Raw genomic sequence first — 25,962 nt, 5'->3', positions numbered from 1 at the left:
GCCTTGGATCAACGAAAAACAGTTGCCTGGCCGGATTGGCAACCTGAGGAGTAAGCACTAGAGTATGCGCGCGCAAAACGGGCTTGAGTCGTTCGCACATCGTTGTCGCGTTTATTACGAGGACACCGATGCGGGCGGCATCGTGTATTACGTTAATTACCTCAAGTTTATGGAACGGGCTCGAACCGAGCGGCTACGAGAGCTGGGCTTTGCCCAATCGCAGCTGGTAGGGGAGGACCTGTTGTTCGTCGTGCATTCCAGCGAAGCGCGCTATCACGCGCCGGCGCGACTGGATGACGAACTGCTGGTAAGCGCTGAAGTAATCGAATTGAACCGTGTCAGCCTGCGCTTCAAGCAGCAGGTCAGGCGGGCAACGGATGATGCGCTGCTCTGTGAAGGGCAGTTTCTGGTGGCCTGTGTGCGCACCAACAGTTTGAAACCCCGGGCCATTCCCGAAGCTTTACGAGCGGCCTTCGCCGACGTAAGCGGCGCGGGTACACACTCAACGCAGGAGATAAAGCGTGGAAGCTAACGTCGTCGACCATTCCTCCATGTGGAGCCTGGTCAGCAATGCCAGTATCGTGGTGCAACTGGTAATGCTGACCCTGGTAGCCGCATCGGTGACCTCATGGATCATGATCTTTCAGCGCAGCAATCTGATACGTGCCGGTCGACGTGCCCTGGAGAGCTTCGAGGAGCGCTTCTGGTCGGGGATCGACCTGTCCAAGCTCTATCGTCAGGCCGGCAGCAACCCGGACCCGGATTCGGGCGTCGAGCAGATCTTCCGTGCCGGCTTCAAGGAGTTCTCCCGTCTGCGTCAGCAGCCTGGCGTTGACCCTGAAGCGGTCATGGAAGGCGTGGCCCGTGCCATGCGCGTGGCCATTTCCCGCGAAGAAGAAAAACTCGAACAGAGCCTGCCGTTCCTCGCCACCGTCGGTTCCGTGAGCCCGTACATCGGTCTGTTCGGTACCGTGTGGGGCATCATGAACTCCTTCCGTGGTCTGGCGACCGCGCAGCAGGCGACCCTGGCCACCGTGGCACCGGGTATTGCCGAAGCACTGATCGCTACCGCAATCGGTCTGTTCGCCGCGATTCCGGCCGTTATCGCTTACAACCGCTTCTCTGCTCGCAGCGAAACCCTGCTGAGCCGCTACTACACCTTCGCCGACGAGTTCCAGGCGATCCTGCACCGCAAAGTGCACACCAGCGAAGAATAAGCAGGTAATTACCCATGGCTTTAATCGCTCGAGCGCGAAACAAGCGCAAGCCGGTTGCCGAGATGAACGTGGTGCCCTACATCGACGTGATGCTGGTACTGCTGGTCATCTTCATGGTGACTGCGCCCATGCTCAATCAGGGCGTGAAAGTTGATCTGCCCAAGGTTTCCAGTGAAGCCTTGCCGCAGGACAACAACACCCAGGTCCTGACCATTTCGATCAAGGCTGACAAGACCTACTACTGGAACCTTGGCAGCGAAGTCGATACAGAAAAGCAGCAAGACAAGGCCATGACCTTGCCGCAAATGACCGACGCGGTGACCAAGATCATTCGTGCCGGCAACGAAGGCGGCAAGCACACCCAGGTCTTCATTCGCGGTGACAAGAGTGTCGATTATGGCGCCGTCATGGGGGCCATGGGCGGGTTGCAGAAAGCCGGGGTCGGTAATGTTGGCTTGATTACCGAGGCGCCCTGATGCAGCAACAGCGAGAGCCCTCCGCCTCGGAAAGCTACTTCTGGCCCAGCGTCTGGGCGATTGGCTTGCACGTGCTGGTATTCGGCATGTTGTTCGTCAGTTTCGCCTTTACGCCTGAGTTGCCGCCGGCCAAGCCGATTGTCCAGGCGACCTTGTACCAGCTGAAATCGAAAAGTCAGGCAACTACCCAGACCAATCAGAAGATTGCGGGTGAGGCGAAGAAGTCCGCCGCACGCCAGACTGAAGAAGAGCAGCTGGAGCAGAAGAAGGTCGAGCAGGAAGCGGTGAAGGCTGCGGAACAAAAGAAAGAGGAAGCGGCTCAAAAGGCCGAGGAAGCCAAGAAGGCCGACGAAGCCAAGAAAGCGGACGAGGCGAAAAAGGCTGATGAAGCCAAGAAAGCCGACGATGCGAAAAAGGCCGCGGAAGCCAAGAAGGCAGAAGAGAAACAATTAGCTGATATAGCCAAGAAGAAAGCCGAAGAAGAAGCCAAGAAGGCTGCTGAAGAAGAGGCCAAGAAAGAGGCCGCTGAAGAAGCGAAGAAGAAGATCGTCGAAGACGCGAAAAAGAAAGCCGCGGAAGACGCCAAGAAGAAAGCTGAAGCTGAAGAGGCGAAGAAGAAAGTCGCCGAAGACGCGAAGAAGAAAGCTGCTGCCGATGCTGCGAAGAAGAAATCGCAGGACGCGGCGAAAAAATCTGCCGAAGACAAGAAGGCTCAGGCCCTTGCAGATTTGCTTTCCGACACGCCACAGCGGCAGCAGGCCTTGGCCGATGAGCAGGGTGACGAGGTCGCCGGCAGTTTCGATGACCTGATTCGGATCCGTGCAGCGGAAGGCTGGGCTCGTCCACCTTCGGCCCGCAAAGGCATGACGGTTCAGCTGCAAATCGGCATGTTGCCGGACGGTACGGTGACTTCTGTCAAGGTACTCAAGTCCAGTGGTGACGGTCCCTTTGACGCTTCAGCCGTAGCGGCAGTGAAGAATATTGGACGTTTGACAGAAATGCAGGGAATGAAGCCGAGCGATTTTGCTCCGTATCGTTCATTCAAGATGACATTCACACCTGAGGATCTAGCCCCGTGAGAAACCTCCTACGAGGAATGCTCGTCGTGATCTGCTGCATGGCAGGGATCGCGATGGCTGACGAAAAAAACATTCTGGTCACCAGCGGCAGCGATCGGGCGACCCCGATCGCCGTTGTACCGTTCGGTTTCCAGGGCGGCAGCGTACTGCCGGATGATATGGCGGAAATCATTGGTAACGATTTGCGCAACTCGGGTTACTACTCGCCGATTCCGAAGCAGAACATGATCAGCCAGCCTAGCCAGGCCAGCGAAATCATCTTCCGCGACTTCAAGGCGCTGGGTGCCCAGTACGTCATGGTCGGCAGCATCGTGCCGGCGGGTGGTCGCCTGCAGGTGCAATACGCACTGTTCAACGTCGCGACCGAACAGCAAGTGCTGACCGGCAGCGTATCGGGTGGTGTAGATCAACTGCGCGATATGGCGCACTACATCTCTGACCAGTCGTTCGAAAAACTCACGGGTATCAAAGGTGCGTTCTCGACTCGCCTGCTGTACGTAACGGCCGAGCGTTTCTCCGAGAACAACACGCGCTATACCCTGCAGCGTTCGGACTACGACGGTGCCCGCGCCGTGACCCTGCTGCAATCGCGCGAACCGATCCTGTCGCCGCGTTTTGCGCCGGATGGCAAGCGCATCGCCTATGTCTCCTTCGAGCAGAAGCGTCCACGCATTTTCATGCAGAACATCGACACCGGTCGCCGTGAGCAGATCACCAACTTCGAAGGCCTCAACGGTGCGCCAGCCTGGTCGCCGGATGGCAATCGCCTGGCGTTCGTGCTGTCCAAGGACGGCAATCCGGACATCTACGTGATGAACCTCGGTTCGCGTCAAATTACCCGTGTTACCAACGGTCCCGGCATCAACACCGAACCGTACTGGGGCAAGGATGGCTCGACCATCTACTTCACGTCTGACCGTGGCGGCAAGCCGCAGATCTACAAGACCAGCGCAGGCGGTGGCGGTGCTGAACGTGTGACGTTCATCGGTAACTACAACGCCAACCCTAAACTGTCGGCTGATGAAAAGACGCTTGTCATGATTCACCGTCAGGATGGTTTCACCAATTTCAAGGTGGCGGCCCAGGATTTGCAGCGCGGCAGTGTAAAGATACTCACTGATAGCACTCTGGACGAGTCGCCTACTGTTGCGCCCAACGGCACCATGGTAATCTACGCCACCCGCCAGCAGGGCCGGGGAGTCTTGATGCTCGTGTCCATCAATGGACGCGTAAGGCTCCCGCTTCCTACCGCACAAGGCGAAGTCAGAGAACCTTCCTGGTCCCCTTACCTGAACTGACGCGGCGCTATACGTTTTACTTAACACACTGGGGTTCATTAGGAGTTTCACGATGGAAATGCTGAAGTTTGGTAAATTTGCTGCGCTGGCACTGGCCATGGCTGTAGCTGTAGGTTGCTCGTCCAAAGGCGGCGACAATGCCGGTGAAGGCGCGGTAGATCCAAACGCTGGTTACGGCGCAAACACCGGTGCAGTTGACGGTTCCCTGAGCGAAGAAGCTGCTCTGCGCGCTATCACCACTTTCTACTTCGAATACGACAGTTCTGACCTGAAGCCAGAAGCCATGCGCGCTCTGGACGTTCACGCCAAGGACCTGAAAGCAAACGGCGCTCGCGTTGTTCTGGAAGGCAACACCGACGAACGTGGTACTCGTGAGTACAACATGGCACTGGGCGAGCGTCGTGCGAAAGCCGTTCAGCGCTACCTGGTACTGCAAGGTGTTTCCCCAGCTCAGCTGGAACTGGTTTCCTACGGCGAAGAGCGTCCAGTTGCTACCGGCAACGACGAGCAGTCCTGGGCTCAAAACCGTCGCGTCGAACTGCGTAAGTAATTCGTCATGCGAACGTGCCGTCGTGCTGTAACTGTTCTGGCTCTCAGTCTCGCACCGCTTGCGGTGTGGGCTGCGGTTCCTGTGGTCGATGACAACTCCGGTTATAACAATAGCGGGAGCAGTTATCCGCCTGCGGGTTACGGTACGAACGGCGCCTATGCCGGGGGAGGGGTTTCGACCCCTGTCTCGGCACAGGGCCAGCTGTTCAACCAACTGCAACAAATGCAGGAGCAGATCTCGCGCCAACAGGGTGTGATCGAAGAACTGCAAAATGATGTTGCGCGCATGAAGCAGGAAAACCTGGAGCGATACCAGGATCTTGATCGGCGCATAGGAACCGGCGTTGCACCAGCCGCGACTCCTGATAATTCTTCCACCGGTGGTGATTTGAATGCCCCCGGTGCCGCCGCAGGTGCTGGAGCCGGCGCAGCCGCTGCCGCCACTCAAGCCCCGGCAGCCGGCAGTGAGCCGGCGGATCCGGCGAAGGAAAAGCTCTACTACGATGCTGCCTTCGACCTGATCAAGGCCAAGGACTTCGACAAGGCCAGCCAGGCTTTCTCGGCTTTCCTTCGCAAGTACCCGAACAGCCAGTACGCGGGCAATGCCCAGTACTGGTTGGGCGAAGTGAACCTGGCCAAGGGTGATCTGCAAGGTGCAGGTCAGGCATTCGCCAAGGTTTCACAGCTGTATCCAAAGCACGCCAAAGTGCCTGATTCGCTGTATAAGCTGGCTGATGTAGAACGCCGCCTGGGTCACACTGACCGGGTGAAGGGTATTCTGCAACAGGTTGTGTCCCAATACCCGGGCACTTCCGCCGCTCAGTTGGCCCAACGTGATTTGCAACGCATGTAAGCCTGCTTGACCCGTTCAAGAAGAAACCCGCGCCAGTCGCGGGTTTTTTCGTTAGAATTCACGCCCTTTTATGAAACACGCTTTCTGGAGCCTGCGCGTTGCCGGGGTTCCTTGAAGTGCCTGACGGAGGCGGACAGCCTGTTTAGCTGTTACGCCCGTGGCGACTATGCAAGACACATTGAGAATCACCGAAGTTTTTTACTCGTTGCAGGGTGAAACGCGGACTGCCGGGCTGCCCACCGTTTTTGTGCGCCTGACCGGTTGCCCACTGCGTTGCCAATACTGCGACAGCGCCTACGCCTTCACCGGCGGCACCATCCGTACGCTCGACGATATCCTCGAGCAAGTGGCCGGCTTTCGTCCGCGTTATGTCTGCGTCACGGGCGGTGAGCCCCTGGCACAGCCCAACGCCATTCCATTGCTCAAGCGCCTGTGCGACGCCGGTTACGAAGTGTCACTGGAAACCAGTGGTTCTATCGACATCTCGGCGGTAGATTCCCGGGTCAGTCGCGTCGTCGACCTGAAAACCCCGGGTTCGAAAGAAGCACATCGCAACCGTTACGAAAACATTGAGCTGCTGACGCCCAACGATCAGGTGAAGTTTGTCATCTGCTCGCGTGAAGACTATGACTGGTCGGTGTCCAAGCTGATCCAGTACGGTCTGGACCAGCGCGCCGGCGAAGTGCTGTTTTCGCCCAGCCACCATGACCTCAATGCACGGGATCTGGCTGACTGGGTGGTGGCGGACAATCTGCCGGTACGCCTGCAACTGCAGCTGCATAAATATCTTTGGAATGACGAGCCGGGGCGCTGAAATGACTGAACAACTGAACAATGCTGAAAAACGTGCGGTCATCCTGCTCTCCGGCGGCCTGGATTCGGCAACGGTCGTGGCCATGGCTCGCGCCGAAGGTTACAGCTGCTACACCATGAGTTTCGATTACGGTCAGCGTTCTCACGCCGAGCTGCACGCTGCCGCACGGGTTGCCCGCGACCTGGGTGTGGTTGAACACAAGGTGATCGGTCTCAACCTCAATGGCATGGGTGGCTCGGCGCTGACCGACAGCAGCATCGACATTCCCGAAGAACTGGGTGAAGGCATACCGGTCACCTACGTGCCCGCACGTAACACGGTGTTCCTGTCCCTGGCCCTGGGCTGGGCTGAAGTGCTCGGCGCGCGTGACATCTTCATTGGCGTCAATGCGGTGGATTACTCCGGTTACCCGGACTGCCGCCCCGAGTTCATCGAGTCGTTCGAGCGCATGGCCAACCTGGCGACCAAGGCCGGGGTTGAGGGCAATGGCTTCCGTATCCAGGCGCCGCTGCAGAACCTGAGCAAGGCGCAGATCGTCCAGGCAGGGGTAAAGCTTGGGGTGAACTATGGGCTGACGGTTTCCTGCTATCAGGCCGACGATGAAGGTCGTGCGTGCGGCAAGTGCGACAGCTGCCGTCTGCGTGCAGAAGGCTTCGTCGCAGCCGGAATCAGTGATCCAACACCTTATTTTTGAATTATTTTAAAATAAGTGTTGAATAGTCCTTAGAAATCAGTATTATACGCGCCACCACACAGCGGGTCGTTAGCTCAGTTGGTAGAGCAGTTGGCTTTTAACCAATTGGTCGTAGGTTCGAATCCCACACGACCCACCATTTTCAAGCAGTTTTAAAAGTCTGGAAGGCCCACGCAAGTGAGGATTTCCGGATTTTTTTTTGCCCGCGATTTAAGTCTGCGTCTGCGGACTGTTCCATATGACGCAAGTCAGAATCATCTTTTGCATCCTGGAGATATTCTGTAGCCTTGCGCAGCTTCAACGCTGTCCGTGCCTGATCCATACTCACTTTCCCGGCGGTACCCAGAAGGGTCCGGAGCCGGGTGTATACTCGACTTTCGCGCGAATGCGCCTGCAGGTCTTGCGAACATGACGCAGATTTCCGAACGCCTTCTGGTTCAAGCCCACCTCGACGCCAAACAGCCCAAGCCGCTGACCGCCGACGAAGAGGCTCATTATCGTGCTGCCATCGCTGCCGAGCTCAAGGCTCAGGACGCGGTGCTGGTGGCTCACTTCTATTGCGACCCTGTCATTCAGGCCCTGGCCGAAGAGACCGGTGGCTGTGTCTCCGACTCGCTGGAGATGGCCCGGTTCGGTAACGCGCACCCGGCCAAGACGGTCGTGGTGGCCGGCGTGAAATTCATGGGGGAGACGGCCAAGATCCTCAACCCCGAGAAACGCATCCTGATGCCGACCCTGGAAGCGACCTGCTCGCTGGACCTGGGTTGCCCGGTGGACGAGTTTTCCGCGTTCTGTGACCAGCATCCGGAGCGCACCGTGGTGGTTTATGCCAACACCTCCGCTGCGGTAAAGGCTCGCGCGGATTGGGTGGTGACTTCAAGCTGCGCCCTGGAAATCGTCGAAAGCCTGATGGACAACGGCGAGACCATTATCTGGGGACCGGACAAGCACCTGGGCACCTACATTCAGCGCCAGACCGGTGCCGACATGCTGCTGTGGGACGGTGCCTGCATCGTTCACGAAGAGTTCAAGTCCAAGCAACTGGAAGACATGAAGGCGTTGTACCCGGATGCGGCGATCCTCGTGCACCCGGAATCGCCGACATCGGTGATCGAGTTGGCGGATGCCGTCGGTTCCACCAGTCAATTGATCGCAGCAGCGCAAAGCCTGCCGAACAAGACGCTGATCGTGGCCACCGACCGCGGCATCTTCTACAAGATGCAGCAGCTGTGCCCGGACAAGGTCTTCATCGAAGCGCCTACGGCCGGTAACGGCGCAGCTTGCCGAAGTTGCGCGCATTGCCCGTGGATGGCGATGAACACGCTGGAGCGCACCCTGAAGAGCTTGAAAGAAGGTGCGAACGAGATCTTCGTCGACCCGGCCCTGGTGCCGCAGGCCATTCGTCCGCTCAAGCGCATGCTCGATTTCACCGCCGCGGCGCGGTTGAAGTTGGCGGGTAACGCCTGAGGTTTGTCAGTTACGCTGTAAAAATGTGGGAGCGAGCTTGCTCCCACAGTGTTTTTAATCAGTTCAGTTACTTTGTCTTCTTCGGAATCTGCACCAACTGCGTGCTGGAGTACATGTCGTGCCAGCTTCGCTTCTGCTTGTCGAACAGCGGCCAGATGAACCCCAGGCCGACACACAGCCACGAAGCGATCGACACCACAAAGCGCAACAGCGCCTGCCACAGGCTGATGGACGAGCCATCGGCGTTCTGCACGCGGATGCACCAGACCTGCATGCCCAGGGTCTGACCTGACCAGGTCCAGAACTTGGCGAAGAAACCAAACAGCACGAATAGCAGGACTGTCGACAGCAGCGGATCGCCGTCCAGTGCGCCGGCTTCAGTCAGGGTGCGCATCTTTTCTTCGCCGATGATCGCCATCTGGATCATCTTGTAGACGCCGCTGGTGACGATCAGCAGGGCGGTGCACAGCAGGAAGTCGTAGAACATGGCTGCCAGGCGACGACCCAGGCCAGCGGCAGGAAAATCGCCCTGGGGAGTAAGCAGGTGTTTCGACATGGCAGGCTCTCGGGGAAAAAGAAGCCATTTTACGGATTTGCGCGCACAAAAAAGCCCCTGATGTCAGCATCAGGGGCTTTTTCGTTACAGAAGATTAGGCTTCTGCTTGTACTTCGTCAGCCTGCATGCCTTTCTGGCCCTGCACGGCGATGAAAGTCACTTTCTGGCCTTCTTTCAGGCTCTTGAAGCCGTTGCCCTGGATGGCACGGAAATGTACGAACAGATCCGGACCGCTTTCAGGAGTGATAAAACCAAAACCTTTCTCGTCGTTAAACCACTTGACGGTACCGCTCTGACGTTGGGACATTTCTTATTTCCTTTGACGCAAAAATTAATGACAGTCTCTTTCTCATGAAAGAGTACTGGGGCTGGTTGCAGGAGAGTAAGAAGACGTCGAACGGGATGTAGCTAACTTGTAGGCTACTGCCCAGGTCACGATTCCAAGCGACCCATGCAAACACAGTGAACAAACTCTACGCCAACTACGGGAGGAAAAACAAGCCCCCGCGAGGGCCCGTATTTGCTCAGGTTGATGGCACTTAGTCAGTCCACTAGTGCAGCCTTATACGTTTCCTTTGTTCAATTGTTTTCGATCGTTATAAGCAAAGTTCATAATCGAAGCTTAAAGCTAAAACAATGCACTATTTTATGGCAGTTGCGTTACACATTAGTGCAGTGTTAACGCAACTGCGTTACTTATAGGAACAGTTAATCAGCCACGGTAGTAGCGTTGTGGAACAAATGGCATTTTGCTTACAAGCAAAGGCACCTTTTTCCCACGTACGATTGCCCAGACAGGGGTATCCAGTGCGATGTAGGCACTGTCGAGATAACCCATGGCCAACGGGCCTCCCAGAGTCGGACCGAAACCACCGCTGCAGACGCTGCCAATGATCTCGCCGGCCTCGTTGACGATTTCTGCACCTTCACGCACGGGCGTGCGCTCCTGGGGCAGCAGGCCGACGCGTTTGCGGCTGACCCCGGCCTGTTGTTGTGCGAATACTGTTTCTGCGCCCGGGAAGCCACCGGCCCGTGCACCGTCGGCACGGCGCGGCTTGGAGATCGCCCAGAGCAGGCTGGCTTCGATGGGCGAGGTCTCGGTGTTCATGTCGTGGCCGTACAGGCACAGACCGGCTTCCAGGCGCAGGGAGTCACGTGCACCGAGGCCGATGGCGGCCACTTCCGGCTCGGCCAGCAGCGCGCGTGCCAGGGCTTCGGCATTGGCGGCCGGGACGGAAATCTCGAAACCGTCTTCGCCGGTGTAACCCGAGCGGCTGACAAAACAATCCACACCCAGAAGTTTCACACGGGCGAACTGCATGAAGGTCATCCCGACCACTTCCGGTGCCAGGCGCGCCAGTACCGTCACGGCTTGCGGGCCTTGCAGGGCGAGCAGGGCGCGCTCCTCGAACAGCGGCTCGATCGTGCACTGTGCGCCGATGTGCTTGCGCAGGTGCGCCAGGTCCTGATCCTTGCAGGCGGCATTGACCACCAGGAACAGTTCGTCGTTACCCAGGTTGGCGACCATCAGGTCGTCGAGGATGCCAGCGGTTTCGTTGGTGAACATGGCATAGCGCTGCATGCCCACTGGCAGGTCAATGATGTCTACCGGGACCAGGGTTTCCAGGGCCTGGGCGGCGTTGGCGCCGGTCAGGCGGATCTGGCCCATGTGCGAGACATCGAACAGCCCGGCCTGTTCACGGGTGTGCTGGTGCTCCTTCATCACGCCCAAGGGGTATTGCACCGGCATGTCGTAGCCGGCGAACGGCACCATGCGGGCGCCGAGTTCGATGTGCAGTGCGTGCAACGGGGTTTTCAACAGTTGTTCGGTGGACATGCGGGACTCCTTGATTAGTGCTTAGAGGGTGAAAGATCAAAAGCCCCTCACCCCAGCCCTCTCCCGGAGGGAGAGGGGGCCGGATACGGTTCTCCTCCCATGGGAGAGGGCATTGATGTGAAGATCAACACTCGATGATGTTGACCGCCAGACCGCCGCGGGCGGTTTCCTTGTATTTGCTTTTCATGTCGGCGCCGGTCTGGCGCATGGTGCGGATGACCTTGTCGAGGGAGACAAAGTGCTGGCCGTCACCGCGCATGGCCATGCGCACGGCATTGATGGCCTTGACCGAGCCCATGGCGTTGCGCTCGATGCAAGGCACTTGCACCAGCCCGCCGATCGGGTCACAGGTCAGGCCGAGGTTGTGTTCCATGCCGATTTCAGCGGCGTTTTCCACTTGCTGCACACTGCCGCCCAGCACTTCACACAGCGCACCGGCGGCCATCGAACAGGCCACGCCCACTTCGCCCTGGCAGCCGACTTCGGCGCCGGAGATCGAAGCGTTTTCCTTGTACAGGATGCCAATGGCGGCGGCGGTCAGCAGGAAACGCACCACGCCGTCGTCATTCGAGCCGGGGATGAAGCGCATGTAGTAATGCAGCACGGCGGGAATGATCCCGGCAGCACCGTTGGTGGGCGCGGTAACGACGCGCCCGCCGTTGGCGTTTTCTTCGTTCACCGCCAATGCGTAGAGGTTGACCCAGTCAAGCACCGACAGCGGATCGCGCAACGACGATTCCGGGTTCTTGCACAGTTGCCGGTGCAACGCGGCAGCCCGCCGCTTGACCTTCAAGCCACCGGGCAGGATGCCTTCGTTACGGCAACCGGCGGCCACGCAGTCCTGCATCACTTGCCAGATTTTCAGCAGGCCGGCGCGGGTTTCCGCTTCGGGCCGCCAGGCGCTTTCGTTGGTCAGCATCACCTGGCTGATGGACAGTCCGTAGGTGGCGCAATGGCCGAGCAGTTCCTTGGCGGTTTTGAACGGAAAGGTCAGCGGTGTGGCGTCTTCGACGATTCGATCGGCACCGGCCGCGTCTTCATCGACCACAAAACCACCGCCGACCGAGTAATACTCGCGGCTGCGGACTTGCAGGCCAGCGGCGTCGAAGGCGCGGAAGATCATGCCGTTGGGGTGATAGGGCAAGGGTTTGCGAATCATCGCCAGGTGTTCTTTCTCGTTGAACGCAATGCTGTGTTCGCCGAGCAGGTTGAGGCGGCCATTGCTGCGGATCTGTTGCAGACGAGCAGCGACAGTTTCGGTGTCCACGGTGTCCGGGTGTTCGCCCTCCAGGCCAAGCAACACGGCCTTGTCACTGCCGTGGCCCTTGCCGGTGGCGCCAAGTGAGCCGTACAGCTCGACTTTGACGCAGGCGCTGGCTTCCAGCAGGTCGTCCCGGCGCAGGCCTTCAACGAAACGCGCAGCCGCGCGCATCGGGCCGACGGTGTGGGAGCTGGAGGGGCCGATGCCAATCTTGAACAGGTCGAACACGCTTAACGACATGGTTGTTCTCCGGTTTCTTGTTATAGGAATTGGCGGAATGTCAGGCTTAATGCATTTCCCACAGGGTTTTGTGGTGTTCTGGAAAAAGGGGCAGGTTTACCTGCCCCACATCCGTTTAAGCGTAGCTTTCGATCGACGGGCAGGCGCAGACCAGGTTGCGGTCGCCGAACACGTTGTCGACGCGACCGACCGGTGGCCAGTACTTGCCTTCGATCAGCGTGGCAACCGGGTAGACCGCCTGTTCGCGGCTGTACGGGTGCGACCACTCGCCGACCAGCTCAGCCGCAGTGTGCGGAGCGTTTTTCAGCGGGTTGTCGTCCTTGTCCAGGGTGCCGTTTTCCACCGCGCGGATTTCTTCGCGGATGCGGATCATGGCGTCGCAGAAGCGGTCCAGTTCTTCTTTGGATTCACTTTCGGTCGGCTCGATCATCAAGGTGCCGGCCACCGGGAACGACATGGTCGGGGCATGGAAGCCGAAGTCGATCAGACGCTTGGCAACGTCATCGACGCTGATGCCGCTGCTGTCCTTCAGCGGACGCAGGTCGAGGATGCACTCGTGCGCCACCAGGCCGTTGCCGCCAGTGTAGAGCACTGGGTAGTGCTCTTCGAGGCGACGGGAAATGTAGTTGGCGTTGAGGATCGCCAGCTGCGAGGCGCGCTTGAGACCGGCGCCACCCATCATGCGAATGTACATCCAGGTGATCGGCAGAATGCTCGCGCTGCCGAACGGTGCCGCGCAGACCGCGCCTTCCTTGCGCTCCATCTGGGCGTGGCCCGGCAGGAACGGGGTCAGGTGCGATTTCACGCCAATCGGGCCGACGCCCGGGCCGCCACCGCCGTGGGGGATGCAGAAGGTCTTGTGCAGGTTCAGGTGCGAGACGTCGCCGCCGAACTTGCCTGGCGCGCAGAGGCCGACCATGGCGTTCATGTTGGCGCCGTCGATGTACACCTGGCCGCCGTTGTCATGAATGATCCCGCAGATTTCGCGGATGCCTTCTTCGAACACGCCGTGGGTCGACGGGTAGGTGATCATCAGCGCGGCGAGGTGTTCGCGGTGCTCGATGGCCTTGGCGCGCAGGTCTTCGATGTCGACGTTGCCACGGGCGTCGCAGGCGGTGACGACGACCCGCATGCCGGCCATCTGGGCGGTGGCCGGGTTGGTGCCGTGGGCCGAGGACGGGATCAGGCAGATGTCGCGACGGTCTTCGCCACGGCTCTGGTGGTAGGCGCGAATGGCCAGCAGGCCGGCGTATTCACCCTGGGAACCGGCGTTCGGTTGCAGGGAGATCGCGTCGTAACCGGTAGCGGCGCAGAGCATCGCTTCCAGTTCATCGGTCAGTTGCTGATAGCCGGCGCTTTGCTCGGCCGGGGCGAACGGGTGCAGGGCGCCGAACTCGGCCCAGGTCACCGGGATCATTTCACTGGCAGCGTTGAGTTTCATGGTGCACGAACCCAACGGGATCATGGTGCGGTCCAGCGCCAGGTCCTTGTCCGCCAGTTTGCGCAGGTAGCGCATCAGCTCGGTTTCCGAGTGGTAGCGGTTGAACACCGGGTGACTGAGAGCTGGCGTCTGACGGGCCAGGGCGGCCGGCAGGGTGCTGTTAACCGACGCGGCGAGGGCGGCGAAGTCCGGCAGGGCTTTGCCTTCGGACAGCAGAGCCCACAGGGTTTCGACGTCGGCCTGGGTAGTGGTTTCGTCGAGGGACAGACCGAGGCGTTCGCCGTCGACCACGCGCAGGTTGATCTGCCGGGCGCGAGCCTTGTCGTGCAGGGCTGCGGTCTGCGCGCCAGTCTTGAGGGTCAGGGTGTCGAAGAAGGTTTCCTGCTCGACGGTCAGGCCCAGCGCGTTCAGGCCTTTGGCGAGGATCGCGGTCAGGTGATGCACGCGCTTGGCAATCTGGGTCAGGCCTTTCGGACCGTGGTACACGGCGTACATGCTGGCGATGTTGGCCAGCAGAACCTGTGCGGTACAGATGTTCGAGGTGGCCTTCTCGCGACGGATATGTTGCTCGCGAGTCTGCATTGCCAGGCGCAGGGCCGGCTTGCCGAAGCGGTCGACCGAGACACCGACCAGGCGGCCCGGCATGTCACGCTTGAATGCGTCCTTGGTGGAGAAGTACGCCGCGTGCGGGCCACCGAAGCCCAGCGGCACGCCGAAGCGTTGTGCGCTGCCGATGGCCACGTCGGCGCCGAATTCGCCCGGCGGGGTCAGCAGGGTCAGGGCCAGCAGGTCAGCGGCGACCGCTACCAGTGCGTTGGCAGCGTGGAAACGTTCGGTCAGTGCGCGATAGTCGAATACATCGCCGTTGCTGGCCGGGTATTGCAGCAGGGCGCCGAAGAATGGCGTTACGTCGCTCAGTTCGCGCTCGTCGCCGACAACCACCTCAATGCCCAGCGGTTCGGCGCGGGTACGCAGTACGTCGAGGGTTTGCGGGTGGCAATGCACGGAGGCGAAGAACTGGTGGCTGCCCTTGTTCTTGCTCAGGCGCTTGCAGAAAGTCATGGCTTCGGCAGCGGCGGTGGCTTCGTCGAGCAGGGAAGCGTTGGCGATCGGCAAGCCGGTCAGGTCGCTGATCATCGTCTGGAAGTTCAGCAGTGCCTCAAGACGACCTTGAGAAATTTCCGGCTGGTACGGCGTGTAGGCGGTGTACCAGGCCGGGTTTTCCAGGAGGTTGCGCAGGATCGGCGACGGCGTGTGGGTGCCGTAGTAACCCTGGCCGATGAAGGTCTTGAACAGCTGGTTTTTAGCGGCGATGGACTTGATCAGGGCCAGGGCATCGGCTTCGCTCAGACCGTCTTCCAGGCCGAGCACGCTGGTGCCCTTGATGCTGTCGGGGATCACGCTGGCGCTCAGGGCTTCCAGGGAGTCGAAGCCGAGGCTGTTGAGCATGGCCTGCTCGTCACCGGCGCGCGGGCCGATGTGACGGGCGATGAATTCGTTGGCGGTGGTCAGTTGTACTTGAGTCATGTCGGTGCTCCTCAGGCGTCGGCTTGGGCTTTGATCAGGCGGTCGTAGGCGTCCTGGTCGAGCAGTTTGGCGACCGCCGAGGCGTCGCTTGGCTGGAAGCGGAAGAACCAGCCTTCGCCCAGCGGATCTTCGTTGACCAGTTCAGGGCTGTCGTCCAGCGCCGGGTTCACTTCCAGCACTTCGCCATCCAGCGGCATGTACACGCCGCTGGCGGCCTTGACCGATTCCACAGTGGCGGCTTCGGCGCCTTTTTCGTAGGACTGCAGCTCCGGCAGTTGAACGAAAACCACGTCGCCCAAGGCGTTCTGGGCGAAAGCGGTGATGCCAACGGTGACGCTACCGTCAGCTTCGGTGCGCAGCCATTCGTGATCTTCAGTAAAACGCAACTCGCTCATGGAAACTCCTAAGGGGCCAGACTCGTCTGGTGGACGCGATTGATACTTGGGCGGTGCCCTGGTTATGCGTGAGTACATAGCAAGAACACGGCCAACGTTGCTTTTGTTGTTATTTATCAATGCCTTGGATGGTTTTGACATGCGCTGAAATTCAATCGCTGTAGCGAAATCGATACGGCGTGTGTCTAGGATAAAAGCCGAGGTGGATCAAAGCCTTGCACAGCCGTGATCAAAGAGGGGTGTAGCGATATCGTTCCGCTGTAGCGCTTTCAGTACAGGTGGAGTTCGTTTTTGACGTGTCGTCAGGCACCTGTGGGAGCGAGCTTGCTCGTGAATGAGCAGTGTCAGGCACCATTGATGTCACTGGCACAACCCAATCGCGAGCAAGCCCGCATTGAATGAGATGCTTTCAGGGCTTGTTGGGAATCCCGTACTTGCGCAACCTATGGGCAATCGCCGTATGGGAGGTTTGCAGGCGGGTGGCCAGTTGCCGGGTCGAGGGATAGCTGACGTAGAGTTTTTCCAGCAAGGTTTTCTCGAATTCGTCCATGGCCTGTTCCAGGCTGTCGACTTCGTGGTCGCTCTGGCGCGCCACCGAGGTGCCGGCGATGTCGAGGTCGCCGATGTCCACCAGGCTGCTTTCGCAAATGGCGGCGGCGCGGAAGATCACGTTCTGCAACTGGCGCACGTTGCCCGGCCAGCGGTTGCCCAATAGCGCCGGATAGGTGCCCGGCGCAAGCCGGCAGATCGGCCTCTGGATCTGCGCACAGGCCTGCTGCATGAAATAGCGGGCCAGCAACAGGATGTCCTGGCCGCGCTCGCGCAGCGGCGGGACTTCGACATTGAGCACGTTGAGGCGATAGAACAGATCTTCGCGGAACAGACCTTCGCTGACCATTTTCTCCAGGTCACGGTGGGTCGCGCTGAGAATACGAACGTTGACCTTTACCTCGCGATCCCCGCCGACGCGGCGGAAGCTGCCGTCGTTGAGGAAGCGCAGCAGCTTGGCCTGCAGGTACGGCGACATCTCACCGATCTCGTCGAGAAACACCGTGCCCTGGTTCGCCAGCTCCATCAGCCCCGGCTTGCCGCCGCGTTGTGCGCCGGTGAAGGCACCGGGGGCGTAGCCGAACAGTTCGCTTTCGGCGAGGTTCTCCGGGAGGGCCGCGCAGTTGAGCGCCAGAAACGGCGCACTGTGGCGGGCGCTGATGGCATGGCAAGCACGGGCCACCAGCTCCTTGCCGGTGCCGGTTTCGCCCTGAATCAACAGCGGCGCATCGAGGGCCGCCACTCGCTGGGCGCGGGCCTTGAGGGTGCGGATCACCGGCGAGTCGCCCAGCAGGGCATCGAAGCCTTCGGCGTGATCGTGGTGCAATGCCGAGAGTCGTTCGCCGATCCGGTTGGGTTGATACAGGGTCAGCAGGGCACCGGCATCGGTGATAGGCGTCGCATCCAGCAGCAAGGTCTGGCCGTTGACGGTGATTTCCCGCAGCGGCAGGCGAAAGCCGTGTTCAAGCAGCGTGTCGAGCAACCCAGGGTCGGCAAACAGGTCGGCGACGCTTTCACCCGCCGGCTCGCGGCCGTACAGCGCAATCAGCGCCGGGTTGGCCAGCAGCACCTTGCCATCGCTGTCGAGGGCCAGCACCGGGTCGGTCATGGCCGCCAGCAAGGCGTCGAGCTGCAAGTGCCGGCGCTGGCCGGGCAGAATGTCGACCACGGTCACCGCTTGCACGCCGCGCACACTGAACAGGGCATCGCGCAGCTCTTCGAGCACTTGCGGGCTCAGGGTCGGGGCGTCGATGTAGACGTTGGGCGGGACCATTTCCACCGCATCCAGGTTGAGGTTGCGGCCGCCGAGAAGGGCCAGTACTTCCTGGGTGATGCCGACGCGGTCGATGAAGCTGACGTGGATACGCATGGGGCGGTGTTGGGTTCTGGAGGCGGAGGGTGGCAAGTATGCCTTGGGGCGGGGGTCGAGGTGAAATCAGCGTGATGCAACACCTGTAGGAGCGAGCCTGCTCGCGATAAACCCGTAAGCGCCGCGGAGCATCTGCAAACCCGCGTCATCATTGGCGACCATCGCGAGCAAGCTCGCTCCCACAGGTACAGCGTTCACCGGGAGTAAGGGTTACTCGAGGTGTTCGGGTTTGACCGGATCTCCCGATTTCATGCCCAACTGTTCGCGTACATCCTCGAACATCAGGTCGTAATGCTTGTGGACCGAGCCCATGTTGCTGTGGGTCTTGGGAATCCCGTGCTTCTCGGCAATGCGCGTGACATTGCTGGCGAAGTTGCAGGCCATGTCCTTGGGCAGGAAGAACGACTCGCTCATGTCCTTGTTCTGAATGCTGCCGTGCATCTTGAACAGCATCCCCTTGCCTTCCTTGGGGTCCTGGCTGACTTCGTAATCGATGCTGATGTCGTAGCTGACATCGTCCTTGCCGATCGCATGTCGCTCGAGGTGCAGGTGGCCGGGTTCGAACATTGCCATTGTCGACTCTCCTTCAAAAGGTCTTGAATCAGGGCAGACGCTACGCCTGTCCCCGAAGTTTCATCTGCGGATAGGTGATGCCAGATACGCCGGTACTGCAACTTGTACCCGCCTTGCTCTGAGCGATGGCGTGGATGTTCGACACGCCTATCACCACGACCCTTGCAGTATGGCGTGGGAATCCACAGGTTGCCTGCGTTAGATCACAAAAGAGCTCATTCGCCGCGCTGACCCGGATCCCCGTAGGTTGGCGCAATCGCACAAAGCTTATTACGCTTCACCCGTTCAGTTGACGCCCGTGAATGGAGACACCCGACATGTCGCAACCACCGCAAAAGCTTCGCCTGGGCGCACTGATCGCGCTGGTGGTGGGGTCGATGGTCGGTGGCGGGATCTTTTCCCTGCCGCAGAACATGGCAGCGCGTGCGGAAGCCGGAGCGATCCTGATTGGCTGGGGGATTACCGCCGTCGGCATGCTCACCCTGGCATTCGTGTTCCAGACCCTGGCCAATCGCAAACCGGAGCTGAACTCCGGGGTGTACGCCTACGCCAAGGCGGGCTTCGGTGACTACATGGGCTTTTCGTCCGCCTGGGGCTACTGGATCAGTGCCTGGCTGGGCAATGTCGGCTACTTCATTTTGCTGTTCAGCACCCTGGGTTATTACGTTCCGGTGTTTGGCGAAGGCAACACGCCGATCGCCATTGCCTGCGCGTCGGTGCTGTTGTGGGCTGTGCATTTCCTGGTACTGCGCGGAATCAAGGAGGCGGCGTTCATCAACCAGGTGACTACCGTCGCCAAGATCGTGCCGCTGGTCATGTTCATCGTGATTGCGGGGGTGGCCTTCAAGGCTGATATCTTCGTCCTGGATTTCTGGGGACACGAGAACCCGGCATTCGGCAGTGTGATGGACCAGGTGCGCCACATGATGCTGGTCACTGTGTTTGTATTCATCGGCATCGAGGGTGCGAGCGTGTATTCGGCCCGGGCCGAGAAACGCTCGGACGTCGGCCGGGCGACGGTCATCGGCTTTATCGGCGTACTGGCGTTGCTGGTGCTGGTGAACGTGCTGTCGCTGGGCATCATGACCCAGCCGGAACTGGCGAAGCTGCAGAACCCGTCGCTGGCGGCGGTTCTGGAGCATATCGTTGGCCCGTGGGGCGCGTTGTTGATCAGTGTCGGGCTGGCGATTTCGCTGCTGGGAGCCTTGTTGTCCTGGGCCATGCTCTGTGCCGAAATTCTCTTCGCCACGGCGAAGGACAAAACCATGCCGGCCTTCCTGGCCAAGGAAAACGCCAACCATGTGCCGGTCAACGCCATGTGGCTGACCAACGCCATGATCCAGCTGTTTCTGCTGATCACGCTGTTTTCCGCCGGCACCTACACCAGCCTGATCTACCTGGCGTCATCGATGATTCTGGTGCCGTATCTGTGGTCGGCAGGTTATGCGCTGCTGTTGAGCGGGCGAGGCGAAACCTATGAGCAGGCGCCGGGCGAGCGCAGCAAGGACCTGCTGATTGCCGCCACTGCGGTCTGTTACGCGCTGTGGCTGCTCTACGCTGGAGGATTGAAATACCTGCTGCTCTCGGCGCTGCTCTATGCCCCTGGCGTGATCCTGTTTGCCAAGGCGCGACATGAACAGGGCAAGCCACTGTTCACAGCGATCGAGAAAGGCATCTTCACCTGCGTGATCAGCGGCGCGGGGCTGGCCGCTTATGCCTTGTACAGCGGGCTGTTGAGCTTATGAAGGTGATGCTGGCGTACCAGCCGCCCTATGACTGGCCGGCGATGCTGGGGTTCTTGCGGGCAAGGGCAATCACCGGGCTGGAAACCGTCGTCGAGGATGTTTACTCACGCAGCATCGGGCTGGGTGGCCAGCAGGGTAGTTTTTCCATTCGGCCCGGCACTGCAGACGCCCTTGAACTGAGCGTGGATTTTCCCGACCCGGCTGCCATGCCTGACATCATCAGCCGCGTGCGGCGGATGTTTGATCTGGACGCCGACCTTGTGCCGATGCACCGGCACCTGGCGGCCGATCCACTGATGCAGGCCCTGATTGGCCAGCGTCCGGGGCTTCGCGTACCGGGCGCCTGGGATGGGCTGGAACTGGCTACTCGTGCCGTGCTGGGGCAGCAGATTACCGTGGTTGCAGCGATCAGACTGGCGGGCAAACTCGTGGCGCAGTATGGCGTTGCACTGAACACGCCAGTGCCGGGGCTGAGCCATGTGTTTCCTACGGCAGAGGTGTTGGCAGCGGCGGATCTGGCGGCGTTGGGCATGCCCCGCAGTCGCGGTCGGACGTTATCGGGTGTGGCGCAAGCCTTGCTCGATGATCCCCGGTTGTTTGAGCCGGGGCGCGAAGGTGGCGTCGGCCGGCTGCTGGCCCTGCACGGCATTGGCGACTGGACTGCGCAGTACGTTGCGTTGCGCCAGTTGCGCGAGATGGATGGGTTCCCCAATGGCGATATCGGCCTGATCAATGCCCTGGCGGCGCTGGAGGGTGGGCCGGTGACAGCGAAGCAATTATTGGCGCGGGCTGAGGGTTGGCGGCCCTATCGGGGGTATGCGGCGCAGCTGTTGTGGACGTCGTTGAGTCGGGGCGATTAGTTCGTCACCACCACTGTGCACGATGTGAACCCAACTCAGAGGCTGGCAATGCCCAGTGCAATGGCGTCCCTGAAATATTCACCGGTGGCCGCAACCGACGCGCCGGCCCCCATGGTGTCCGCTCAATCTGCGGTCCCTGATCCAACTCGTCTTCCCCACGCAACGCCTCAACCGACCCCGCTCCTTGCCCGATCAACAACGCTGCCGTGCGTGCCAGTGACAATTGCGCAGAACCCGCCTGGCCGCTGTGCAGTCGCTGCGCCAACAAGCGAATCACACTGGCCGCCATCAAGTACCCAGTGGCGTGATCCAGCGCCTGTACTGGCAGGGGCGTCGGTTTGTCCGCACCTTGCCAATGCATGCCGGCCTCGGCAATGCCGCTGCTCATTTGCACCAGGCTGTCGAAACCTCGACGGTTCAGCCAGGGGCCACTCCAGCCGTAGGCATTGAGGCAGACATCGATCAGGCGGGGATTGAGTGGCTGTCGTTCGCTCACACCGAAGCCCAGACGTTCGAGTGCGTCGGCGCGGTAGCCGTGAAGCAGCACATCGGCGTCCCTGAGCAGGTTTTCGAAGACCGCGCGATCTGCCGTCTTGTGCAGATCGAGGCGTGCACAGTGCTTGCCGAGGGTGACTTCAGGCACGACACCGGGTTCGTTCCAGGTCGGCGGGTCGATGCGCAACACATCGGCGCCAAGGCCGGCGAGAAAACGGCTGGCGATGGGGCCGGCGAGGACCCGGGTCAAATCCAGTACCTTGATCCCGGCGAGCGGGTGGTCACTTGAGCCTTTCCACTCAGTGCGGTTTTCACCCTGATGACGGGTGAACAGGACCAGCGGTTCAGCGTTGACCGCCTGACCTTGAGGATGGCGTTGCCACGCTTGCCAGCTGCGCATCTCGGCGGCGCAGCCACCGGCGTCGACCACGGCCTGTTCGAGATCGCGCTTGGTCCACTGCGCCACCTTGCTGGCCATCGCTGCACGATCCACACAGGCACCGAGCACGCTCTCGGCAGCGGCGCGATGATGCGGCGCATTGGTGTGCAGGCGAATCCAGCCGTCGCGGGTGGCGTAGTCACCGGCCACCGGGTCCCACAACGGCGGCACGCTCCAGCCTGTCGGGCGAATTGAGCTGGCAAACCAGAAGGAGGCCAGCCGTCGGTCGACTGCCACCGACGGCAAGTGTCCGGTTTGTTGGTGCAGTAATTCGCTGACGGCCTGGCCCGCCACGCCGATACTGGCGCAGGCCAGATCGGTGACGGCAAACGCCGAGGGCAGGGCGCCGCTGGAGAGGAAAGGGAGCGGCGTGTGAGGCAAGTCCAGTGCGGCTTGCATGGATGTGAGCAGATCAGTCATCGAAGGCCCTCCGTCAGAGAGCCCGATCTTAGATCAAAAAACCTCAAGCCAGATGAAGATCCCTGTGGGCAATCCCTTGTGGGAGCGAGCTTGCTCGCGATTGCAGTGTGTCAGCCGCCAAAGTAATAACTGACAGATTGCTATCGCGAGCAGGCTCGCTCCTGCAGGGGGATGTGTGCTTACACGCGGAACTGATCCATCAATTTCATCTGCTGGGTGGTCAGCGAGTTGAGCTGATTGCTGATCTGCGCCGATTCAGTCGCCTGGCCGGTCAGGGTTTCGGTCACGGTACGGATCGCCGAGACGTTGCGGTTGACCTCTTCGGCCACGGCGCTTTGTTGCTCGGCGGCGCTGGCGATCTGCAGGTTCATGTCGCTGATCACGGTCACCGCGTCGCTGATTTTGCCCAGGGCCTGAACCGCTTGCTGGATTTGCCCGGCGTTGCTGTGGGCCTGGGTCTGGCTCGAATGCATGGTCGCCACCACGCCGCGGGTGCCGGACTGGATGCGCTCGATCACCAGGCGAATTTCTTCCACCGAATCCTGGGTGCGCTTGGCCAGGTTGCGTACTTCGTCGGCAACCACCGCGAAGCCGCGACCGCTTTCACCGGCACGGGCCGCTTCGATCGCGGCGTTAAGGGCCAGCAGGTTGGTTTGTTCGGCGATGCTGCGGATCACTTCCAGCACCGAACCGATCTGCTCGCTGTTGACCGCCAGCGCCTCGACTTCAGTCACCGCCTTGCTGACCTCGTCGGCCAGTTGATTGATGTCGCGGGTGCTGCGCTCGATGATCGCCATGCCATCGCGAGCCGACTGATCGGCACCCTTGGCGGCGCTGGCCGCGTTCGAGGCACTGTTGGCGACGTCGTGGGCGGTGGCGCTCATTTCGTTGGAAGCGGTGGCGACCTGGTCGATTTCGCGGAACTGCACCAGCATGCCCTCGCTGGTCTGACGGGCGATCTCCGAAGACTGATCAGCAGTGCCGCGGGCGTCGGTGATGCTTTGCTTGATCTGCGCGATGGTCGGTTGCAGCTTGTCGAGGAAACGATTGAACCAGCTCACCAGTTCGCCCAACTCGTCTTTCTTGCTGTAGTGCAGGCGTTGGGTCAGGTCACCGTCGCCACTGGCGATCGCCTTGAGCATGACCGCCACGCTGTTGATGGGGCGGGTTACGCCGGAGGCGGTCAGCCAGATCAGCAGCAGTCCGATCACGCCGGCAATCACCGCCACCAGCACGGCTTTGATCGTGCCGCTTTGCTGGGCATCGTCGAGCACCGCCTGCAGTTTCACCGAGTCTTCCAGCAGCACTTGCTTGGGCAGGTCGATCACCACGGCCCAGGGCTTGGCGTCCGGAATCGGGCTGACCGGGTACACGGCACGGATCAGGTCGCCCTGCTGGAGGATTTTTGGCGCACCACCGCCGAGCAGTTGCATGACGTCCTTGCCGTCCGCGCCCAGGGTGTCACCGATGTTCTTGCCGACTTTACCGGCGTCGGCACTGTAGGCGGCGAGCACGCCGGTGCCCGAGACAATCAGCATGTGCCCGGCACTGTTGAACAGCTCGCGTTGGGAGCCAACGGCCGCCGCTTGCAGGGCATCGAGAGCGATGTCGACACCGACCACACCGATGGACTTGCCATCCACCACCAGCGGCGCGGAAATGGTGGTCATCAGCACTTCCTTGGTGCCGACGGTATCGGCGTACGGGTCGAGCAGGCAGATGCGCTTGCTGTCCCGCGGGCAGGTGTACCAGACGTTGTAGGGCGTGCCGCTGAGGTTCAGGGTGGTCTTGGTCATGTCCTCTTCGACCATGATCGTGTTCAGCGTTTCGCCCCCGGCGCGGCTGAAATAGGTGGCGAAGCGACCGGCCTCGTTGGACTGGCGCGCGGCATCGTTGACGAACTCGCTGTCCTTGCCGTCCAGGCCATTGGGTTCGAAGGCGAGCCAGACGCCCAACACTTTGCTGTTGCGCTCGAAGGCGGTTTTCAGGCTCAGGTTCAACTCTTCACGCAAGGCACCGGGTTCCAGCGAGCGCTTGGCCGCCAGGGTGCGCATGTCCTGGATCTGGTCCACCAGCGCGGTGACCACCGTCAGGGTTTCGCCGAAGGTCTTCTGCACCCGCACCGCCTGCTCGGCCGCCTTGGCCTGGAGCAGGTCCTGCACGCTGGCGGTGAGCATTCTGCTGCTGGAATCATTGACCAGACCGTTGTTCTGACGGGTCTGGTAGATGTTCATACCCACTATCAGCGCGACTACACCCAACAGGCACAGACCGGACAACAGGACGATTTTCAGGCGGATGGACAGTGAGTCGAACATAGGGCGAACTCGCGAATGGATGAAGTGTTGGCTGCGAGCGCTCAGGGCTCGGCACGCTAAATCCATTTAGCGCCATTCAATGCACATCGGCGTGGCGACGAGGTTACATGAATGACAACCCGACGAACGGTAGTGGTTGAACGTTTGCGCAGGAAAATGTGCCGAAAATGGCGTTAAAAATAGTAAAAAAGCGTGGAGGATTTGCCGCCGGTAAACGCAGTCTTACGACACTTTTGGCAGGGATTCCGGTCGTGACCAGATCCACAGGTTGCCCAGGCTCATGCCGGCAATGGCCAGGTAAACCGGCCAGCCGTGATCGAGCATCACCAGCATCAAGGTGGCGCACAGCAGCATGCTGACCGTGGCGCTGATCTTGGCTCGACGGGCGATGATCTTGCCGTTGCGCCAGTTCTGCAGGATCGGGCCGAACAGGCGATGGTTCTCCAGCCAGGCACTCAGGCGCGGCGAGCTGCGGGTCGCGGCCCAGGCGGCCAACAGGATGAACTCGGTGGTCGGCAGACCGGGAATGACGATCGCAATCAGGCCGATGCCCAGGCTGACATAGGCCAGCAGACCGAATAGGAGGCGCGAGATTTTCGAGGAAGAAGCGGGCATGGGCTCAAGGCAATACGTGAGGCGAATCGAGATCTTACAGAATTACAACGCCCCCTTGTGGGAGCGAGCTTGCTCGCGATTACGGTCTGACAGCCGACATCTCTATTGAATATCAGTCCGCTATCGCGAGCATGCTCGCTCCTACAAGGATGCGGGGATCAATCAGGCCGCTTCAGTGGCGTATGCCTGTTCCAGCAATACAGTGAAGCGATTGAACGCATCGATGGCGCCTTTTTCCACTGCAGCTTCTTCCTCGGCAGTGAACTCCAGACCGTCCAGCGTCTTGACGAAACGCTTCCAGCCTTCGGCACGGCCACCGGCGGGTTCACCGAGGTGACGGGCGCCGAAGGTTTCGCTCAGGCCCAGGCCCACGGCACGCTTGATCAGAAAAGCTGCGCCAAGCTTGGAGCCTTCGGAAACGAAGATCCAGCCCAGGGCTTCGGCCTTGCTCGGGTTCTTCAGGGCACCGGTAACCGGGGCCGGCACTTCGGTGTCGAGGTCCGCCAGGTCAGCCTTGGCCGCGTCGGCGCGGCAGCGCTCTGGCAGGTCGCTGACGATGGCGGTCAGTTCGGCATCGTTGTACAGCGCGACCAGTTCCGACTGGAACAGGTACTGGGCCACCACGAAACGGGCGAAGTTGGCCTGGGTTTCGAACGGTGCATGGGCTTTGACCAGCGCATCGAGTTTGCTGTGCGGCTCATGGGTGATCTGGTTCAAGCGTTGCGAACGCAGGTGGGGGCGTTGAGCGGTGTCCTGGGTAGTCATGGCAAATCCTTGGGAAAGAAGAGGCGCTTGCTAACGAGACGAATCAGCCGGCGCCTGACAGTAAAAAATCCTCGGCGAGCGCTGACAGGGCCGCTCGCCGAGGACGTCCC

The 25,962-nt window shown here is 60.4% G+C and carries 24 protein-coding genes, 1 tRNA gene and 1 pseudogene; 13 read left to right on the top strand and 13 right to left on the bottom strand.

The genetic code is table 11. From position 1 onward, the window contains the following. The first annotated feature begins 64 nt into the window (after positions 1-64). The 11 genes from ybgC (at position 65) to nadA (ending at position 8,447) form a co-directional block, all read left to right on the top strand. Positions 65-532: a tol-pal system-associated acyl-CoA thioesterase gene (gene ybgC / locus EIY72_RS01825; RefSeq protein ID WP_093226212.1), complete on the top strand. Its 468-nt coding sequence runs from the start codon at positions 65-67 to the stop codon at positions 530-532. Further along, a complete protein-coding gene (tolQ, locus tag EIY72_RS01820) occupies positions 522-1,217 on the top strand; it encodes a protein TolQ (protein ID WP_060539647.1) in 696 nt (231 codons plus the stop codon). The genes ybgC and tolQ overlap by 11 nt, the downstream gene beginning before the upstream one ends. A gap of 23 nt (positions 1,218-1,240) precedes the next feature. Continuing rightward, a complete protein-coding gene (gene tolR / locus EIY72_RS01815) occupies positions 1,241-1,693 on the top strand; it encodes a protein TolR (RefSeq protein WP_162276464.1) in 453 nt (150 codons plus the stop codon). Beyond that, positions 1,693-2,772, top strand: coding sequence for a cell envelope integrity protein TolA (gene tolA, locus EIY72_RS01810; protein WP_093226207.1), 1,080 nt, complete (start codon positions 1,693-1,695; stop codon positions 2,770-2,772). Before tolR ends, tolA begins: the two co-directional genes overlap by 1 nt. Positions 2,773-2,789: 17 nt before the next feature. Continuing rightward, on the top strand, positions 2,790-4,070 hold the full coding sequence (gene tolB / locus EIY72_RS01805; protein WP_197678874.1) for a Tol-Pal system beta propeller repeat protein TolB: 1,281 nt from the start codon (positions 2,790-2,792) through the stop codon (positions 4,068-4,070). A gap of 52 nt (positions 4,071-4,122) precedes the next feature. Next, the gene (gene pal / locus EIY72_RS01800) at positions 4,123-4,620 is read left to right on the top strand and encodes a peptidoglycan-associated lipoprotein Pal (protein ID WP_003178634.1); all 498 of its coding nucleotides are present in this window, start codon (positions 4,123-4,125) and stop codon (positions 4,618-4,620) included. Between the two features lie 6 nt (positions 4,621-4,626). Further along, complete coding sequence (gene ybgF / locus EIY72_RS01795) at positions 4,627-5,472, top strand: tol-pal system protein YbgF (RefSeq protein ID WP_093226203.1); 846 nt, start codon at positions 4,627-4,629, stop codon at positions 5,470-5,472. Between the two features lie 166 nt (positions 5,473-5,638). Next, complete coding sequence (gene queE / locus EIY72_RS01790) at positions 5,639-6,286, top strand: 7-carboxy-7-deazaguanine synthase QueE (RefSeq protein ID WP_007995628.1); 648 nt, start codon at positions 5,639-5,641, stop codon at positions 6,284-6,286. A gap of 1 nt (position 6,287) precedes the next feature. Continuing rightward, complete coding sequence (gene queC, locus EIY72_RS01785) at positions 6,288-6,980, top strand: 7-cyano-7-deazaguanine synthase QueC (RefSeq protein WP_093226200.1); 693 nt, start codon at positions 6,288-6,290, stop codon at positions 6,978-6,980. A 63-nt stretch (positions 6,981-7,043) separates the two neighbouring features. Further along, positions 7,044-7,119, top strand: a tRNA-Lys gene (locus tag EIY72_RS01780). A 269-nt stretch (positions 7,120-7,388) separates the two neighbouring features. Continuing rightward, the gene (gene nadA / locus EIY72_RS01775; protein ID WP_093226194.1) at positions 7,389-8,447 is read left to right on the top strand and encodes a quinolinate synthase NadA; all 1,059 of its coding nucleotides are present in this window, start codon (positions 7,389-7,391) and stop codon (positions 8,445-8,447) included. Between the two features lie 67 nt (positions 8,448-8,514). On the opposite strand, the gene EIY72_RS01770 is transcribed toward nadA, so the two are convergent. The 8 genes from EIY72_RS01770 to EIY72_RS01735 all read right to left on the bottom strand — a co-directional run bounded on the left by EIY72_RS01770 (position 8,515) and on the right by EIY72_RS01735 (position 18,195). Further along, on the bottom strand, positions 8,515-9,003 hold the full coding sequence (locus tag EIY72_RS01770) for an RDD family protein (RefSeq protein WP_093226191.1): 489 nt from the start codon (positions 9,001-9,003) through the stop codon (positions 8,515-8,517). A gap of 94 nt (positions 9,004-9,097) precedes the next feature. Next, positions 9,098-9,310 (bottom strand): cold-shock protein, encoded by a 213-nt coding sequence (locus tag EIY72_RS01765; RefSeq protein WP_007977299.1) that lies wholly within the window; start codon positions 9,308-9,310, stop codon positions 9,098-9,100. A 405-nt stretch (positions 9,311-9,715) separates the two neighbouring features. Next, complete coding sequence (gcvT, locus tag EIY72_RS01760) at positions 9,716-10,840, bottom strand: glycine cleavage system aminomethyltransferase GcvT (protein ID WP_093226188.1); 1,125 nt, start codon at positions 10,838-10,840, stop codon at positions 9,716-9,718. 124 nt (positions 10,841-10,964) lie between these two features. After that, entirely contained in the window at positions 10,965-12,341 is a 1,377-nt protein-coding gene (locus tag EIY72_RS01755) for an L-serine ammonia-lyase (protein ID WP_093226185.1), read from the bottom strand. A 115-nt stretch (positions 12,342-12,456) separates the two neighbouring features. Then, positions 12,457-15,309, bottom strand: coding sequence for an aminomethyl-transferring glycine dehydrogenase (gene gcvP / locus EIY72_RS01750; RefSeq protein ID WP_093226183.1), 2,853 nt, complete (start codon positions 15,307-15,309; stop codon positions 12,457-12,459). Between the two features lie 11 nt (positions 15,310-15,320). After that, the gene (gcvH, locus tag EIY72_RS01745) at positions 15,321-15,704 is read right to left on the bottom strand and encodes a glycine cleavage system protein GcvH (protein WP_093226181.1); all 384 of its coding nucleotides are present in this window, start codon (positions 15,702-15,704) and stop codon (positions 15,321-15,323) included. Between the two features lie 409 nt (positions 15,705-16,113). After that, entirely contained in the window at positions 16,114-17,622 is a 1,509-nt protein-coding gene (locus EIY72_RS01740) for a sigma-54-dependent transcriptional regulator (protein ID WP_093226178.1), read from the bottom strand. Positions 17,623-17,832: 210 nt separating this feature from the next. Continuing rightward, positions 17,833-18,195, bottom strand: coding sequence for a DUF5064 family protein (locus tag EIY72_RS01735; protein ID WP_093226175.1), 363 nt, complete (start codon positions 18,193-18,195; stop codon positions 17,833-17,835). 317 nt (positions 18,196-18,512) lie between these two features. Here EIY72_RS01735 and arcD point away from each other — a divergent pair, with 317 nt between their 5' ends. Then, positions 18,513-19,940 carry an arginine-ornithine antiporter gene (gene arcD, locus EIY72_RS01730; RefSeq protein WP_093226172.1) on the top strand — a complete coding sequence of 476 codons (1,428 nt, stop codon included), beginning with the start codon at positions 18,513-18,515 and terminating at the stop codon, positions 19,938-19,940. Beyond that, positions 19,937-20,800: a DNA-3-methyladenine glycosylase family protein gene (locus EIY72_RS01725; protein WP_093226169.1), complete on the top strand. Its 864-nt coding sequence runs from the start codon at positions 19,937-19,939 to the stop codon at positions 20,798-20,800. The genes arcD and EIY72_RS01725 overlap by 4 nt, the downstream gene beginning before the upstream one ends. Before the next feature lie 4 nt (positions 20,801-20,804). Here EIY72_RS01725 and EIY72_RS01720 read toward each other — a convergent pair whose 3' ends face one another. The 5 genes and pseudogenes from EIY72_RS01720 to EIY72_RS01705 all read right to left on the bottom strand — a co-directional run bounded on the left by EIY72_RS01720 (position 20,805) and on the right by EIY72_RS01705 (position 25,852). Further along, positions 20,805-22,154: a CoA transferase gene (locus EIY72_RS01720; RefSeq protein ID WP_093226166.1), complete on the bottom strand. Its 1,350-nt coding sequence runs from the start codon at positions 22,152-22,154 to the stop codon at positions 20,805-20,807. 179 nt (positions 22,155-22,333) lie between these two features. Beyond that, positions 22,334-23,089: a methyl-accepting chemotaxis protein gene (locus tag EIY72_RS30285; protein WP_427678349.1), complete on the bottom strand. Its 756-nt coding sequence runs from the start codon at positions 23,087-23,089 to the stop codon at positions 22,334-22,336. A 102-nt stretch (positions 23,090-23,191) separates the two neighbouring features. Next, positions 23,192-24,208, bottom strand: a pseudogene (locus EIY72_RS30280) (methyl-accepting chemotaxis protein); the annotation flags it as partial. Positions 24,209-24,694: 486 nt separating this feature from the next. After that, positions 24,695-25,087: a YbaN family protein gene (locus tag EIY72_RS01710; protein ID WP_093226160.1), complete on the bottom strand. Its 393-nt coding sequence runs from the start codon at positions 25,085-25,087 to the stop codon at positions 24,695-24,697. A gap of 162 nt (positions 25,088-25,249) precedes the next feature. Next, a complete protein-coding gene (locus tag EIY72_RS01705; protein WP_093226157.1) occupies positions 25,250-25,852 on the bottom strand; it encodes a biliverdin-producing heme oxygenase in 603 nt (200 codons plus the stop codon). Between the last annotated feature and the right edge of the window lie 110 nt (positions 25,853-25,962).

It is taken from the genome of Pseudomonas vancouverensis (assembly GCF_004348895.1).
Classification (GTDB): domain Bacteria; phylum Pseudomonadota; class Gammaproteobacteria; order Pseudomonadales; family Pseudomonadaceae; genus Aquipseudomonas; species Aquipseudomonas vancouverensis.
This window is presented reverse-complemented; position numbering and strand designations above follow the sequence as displayed.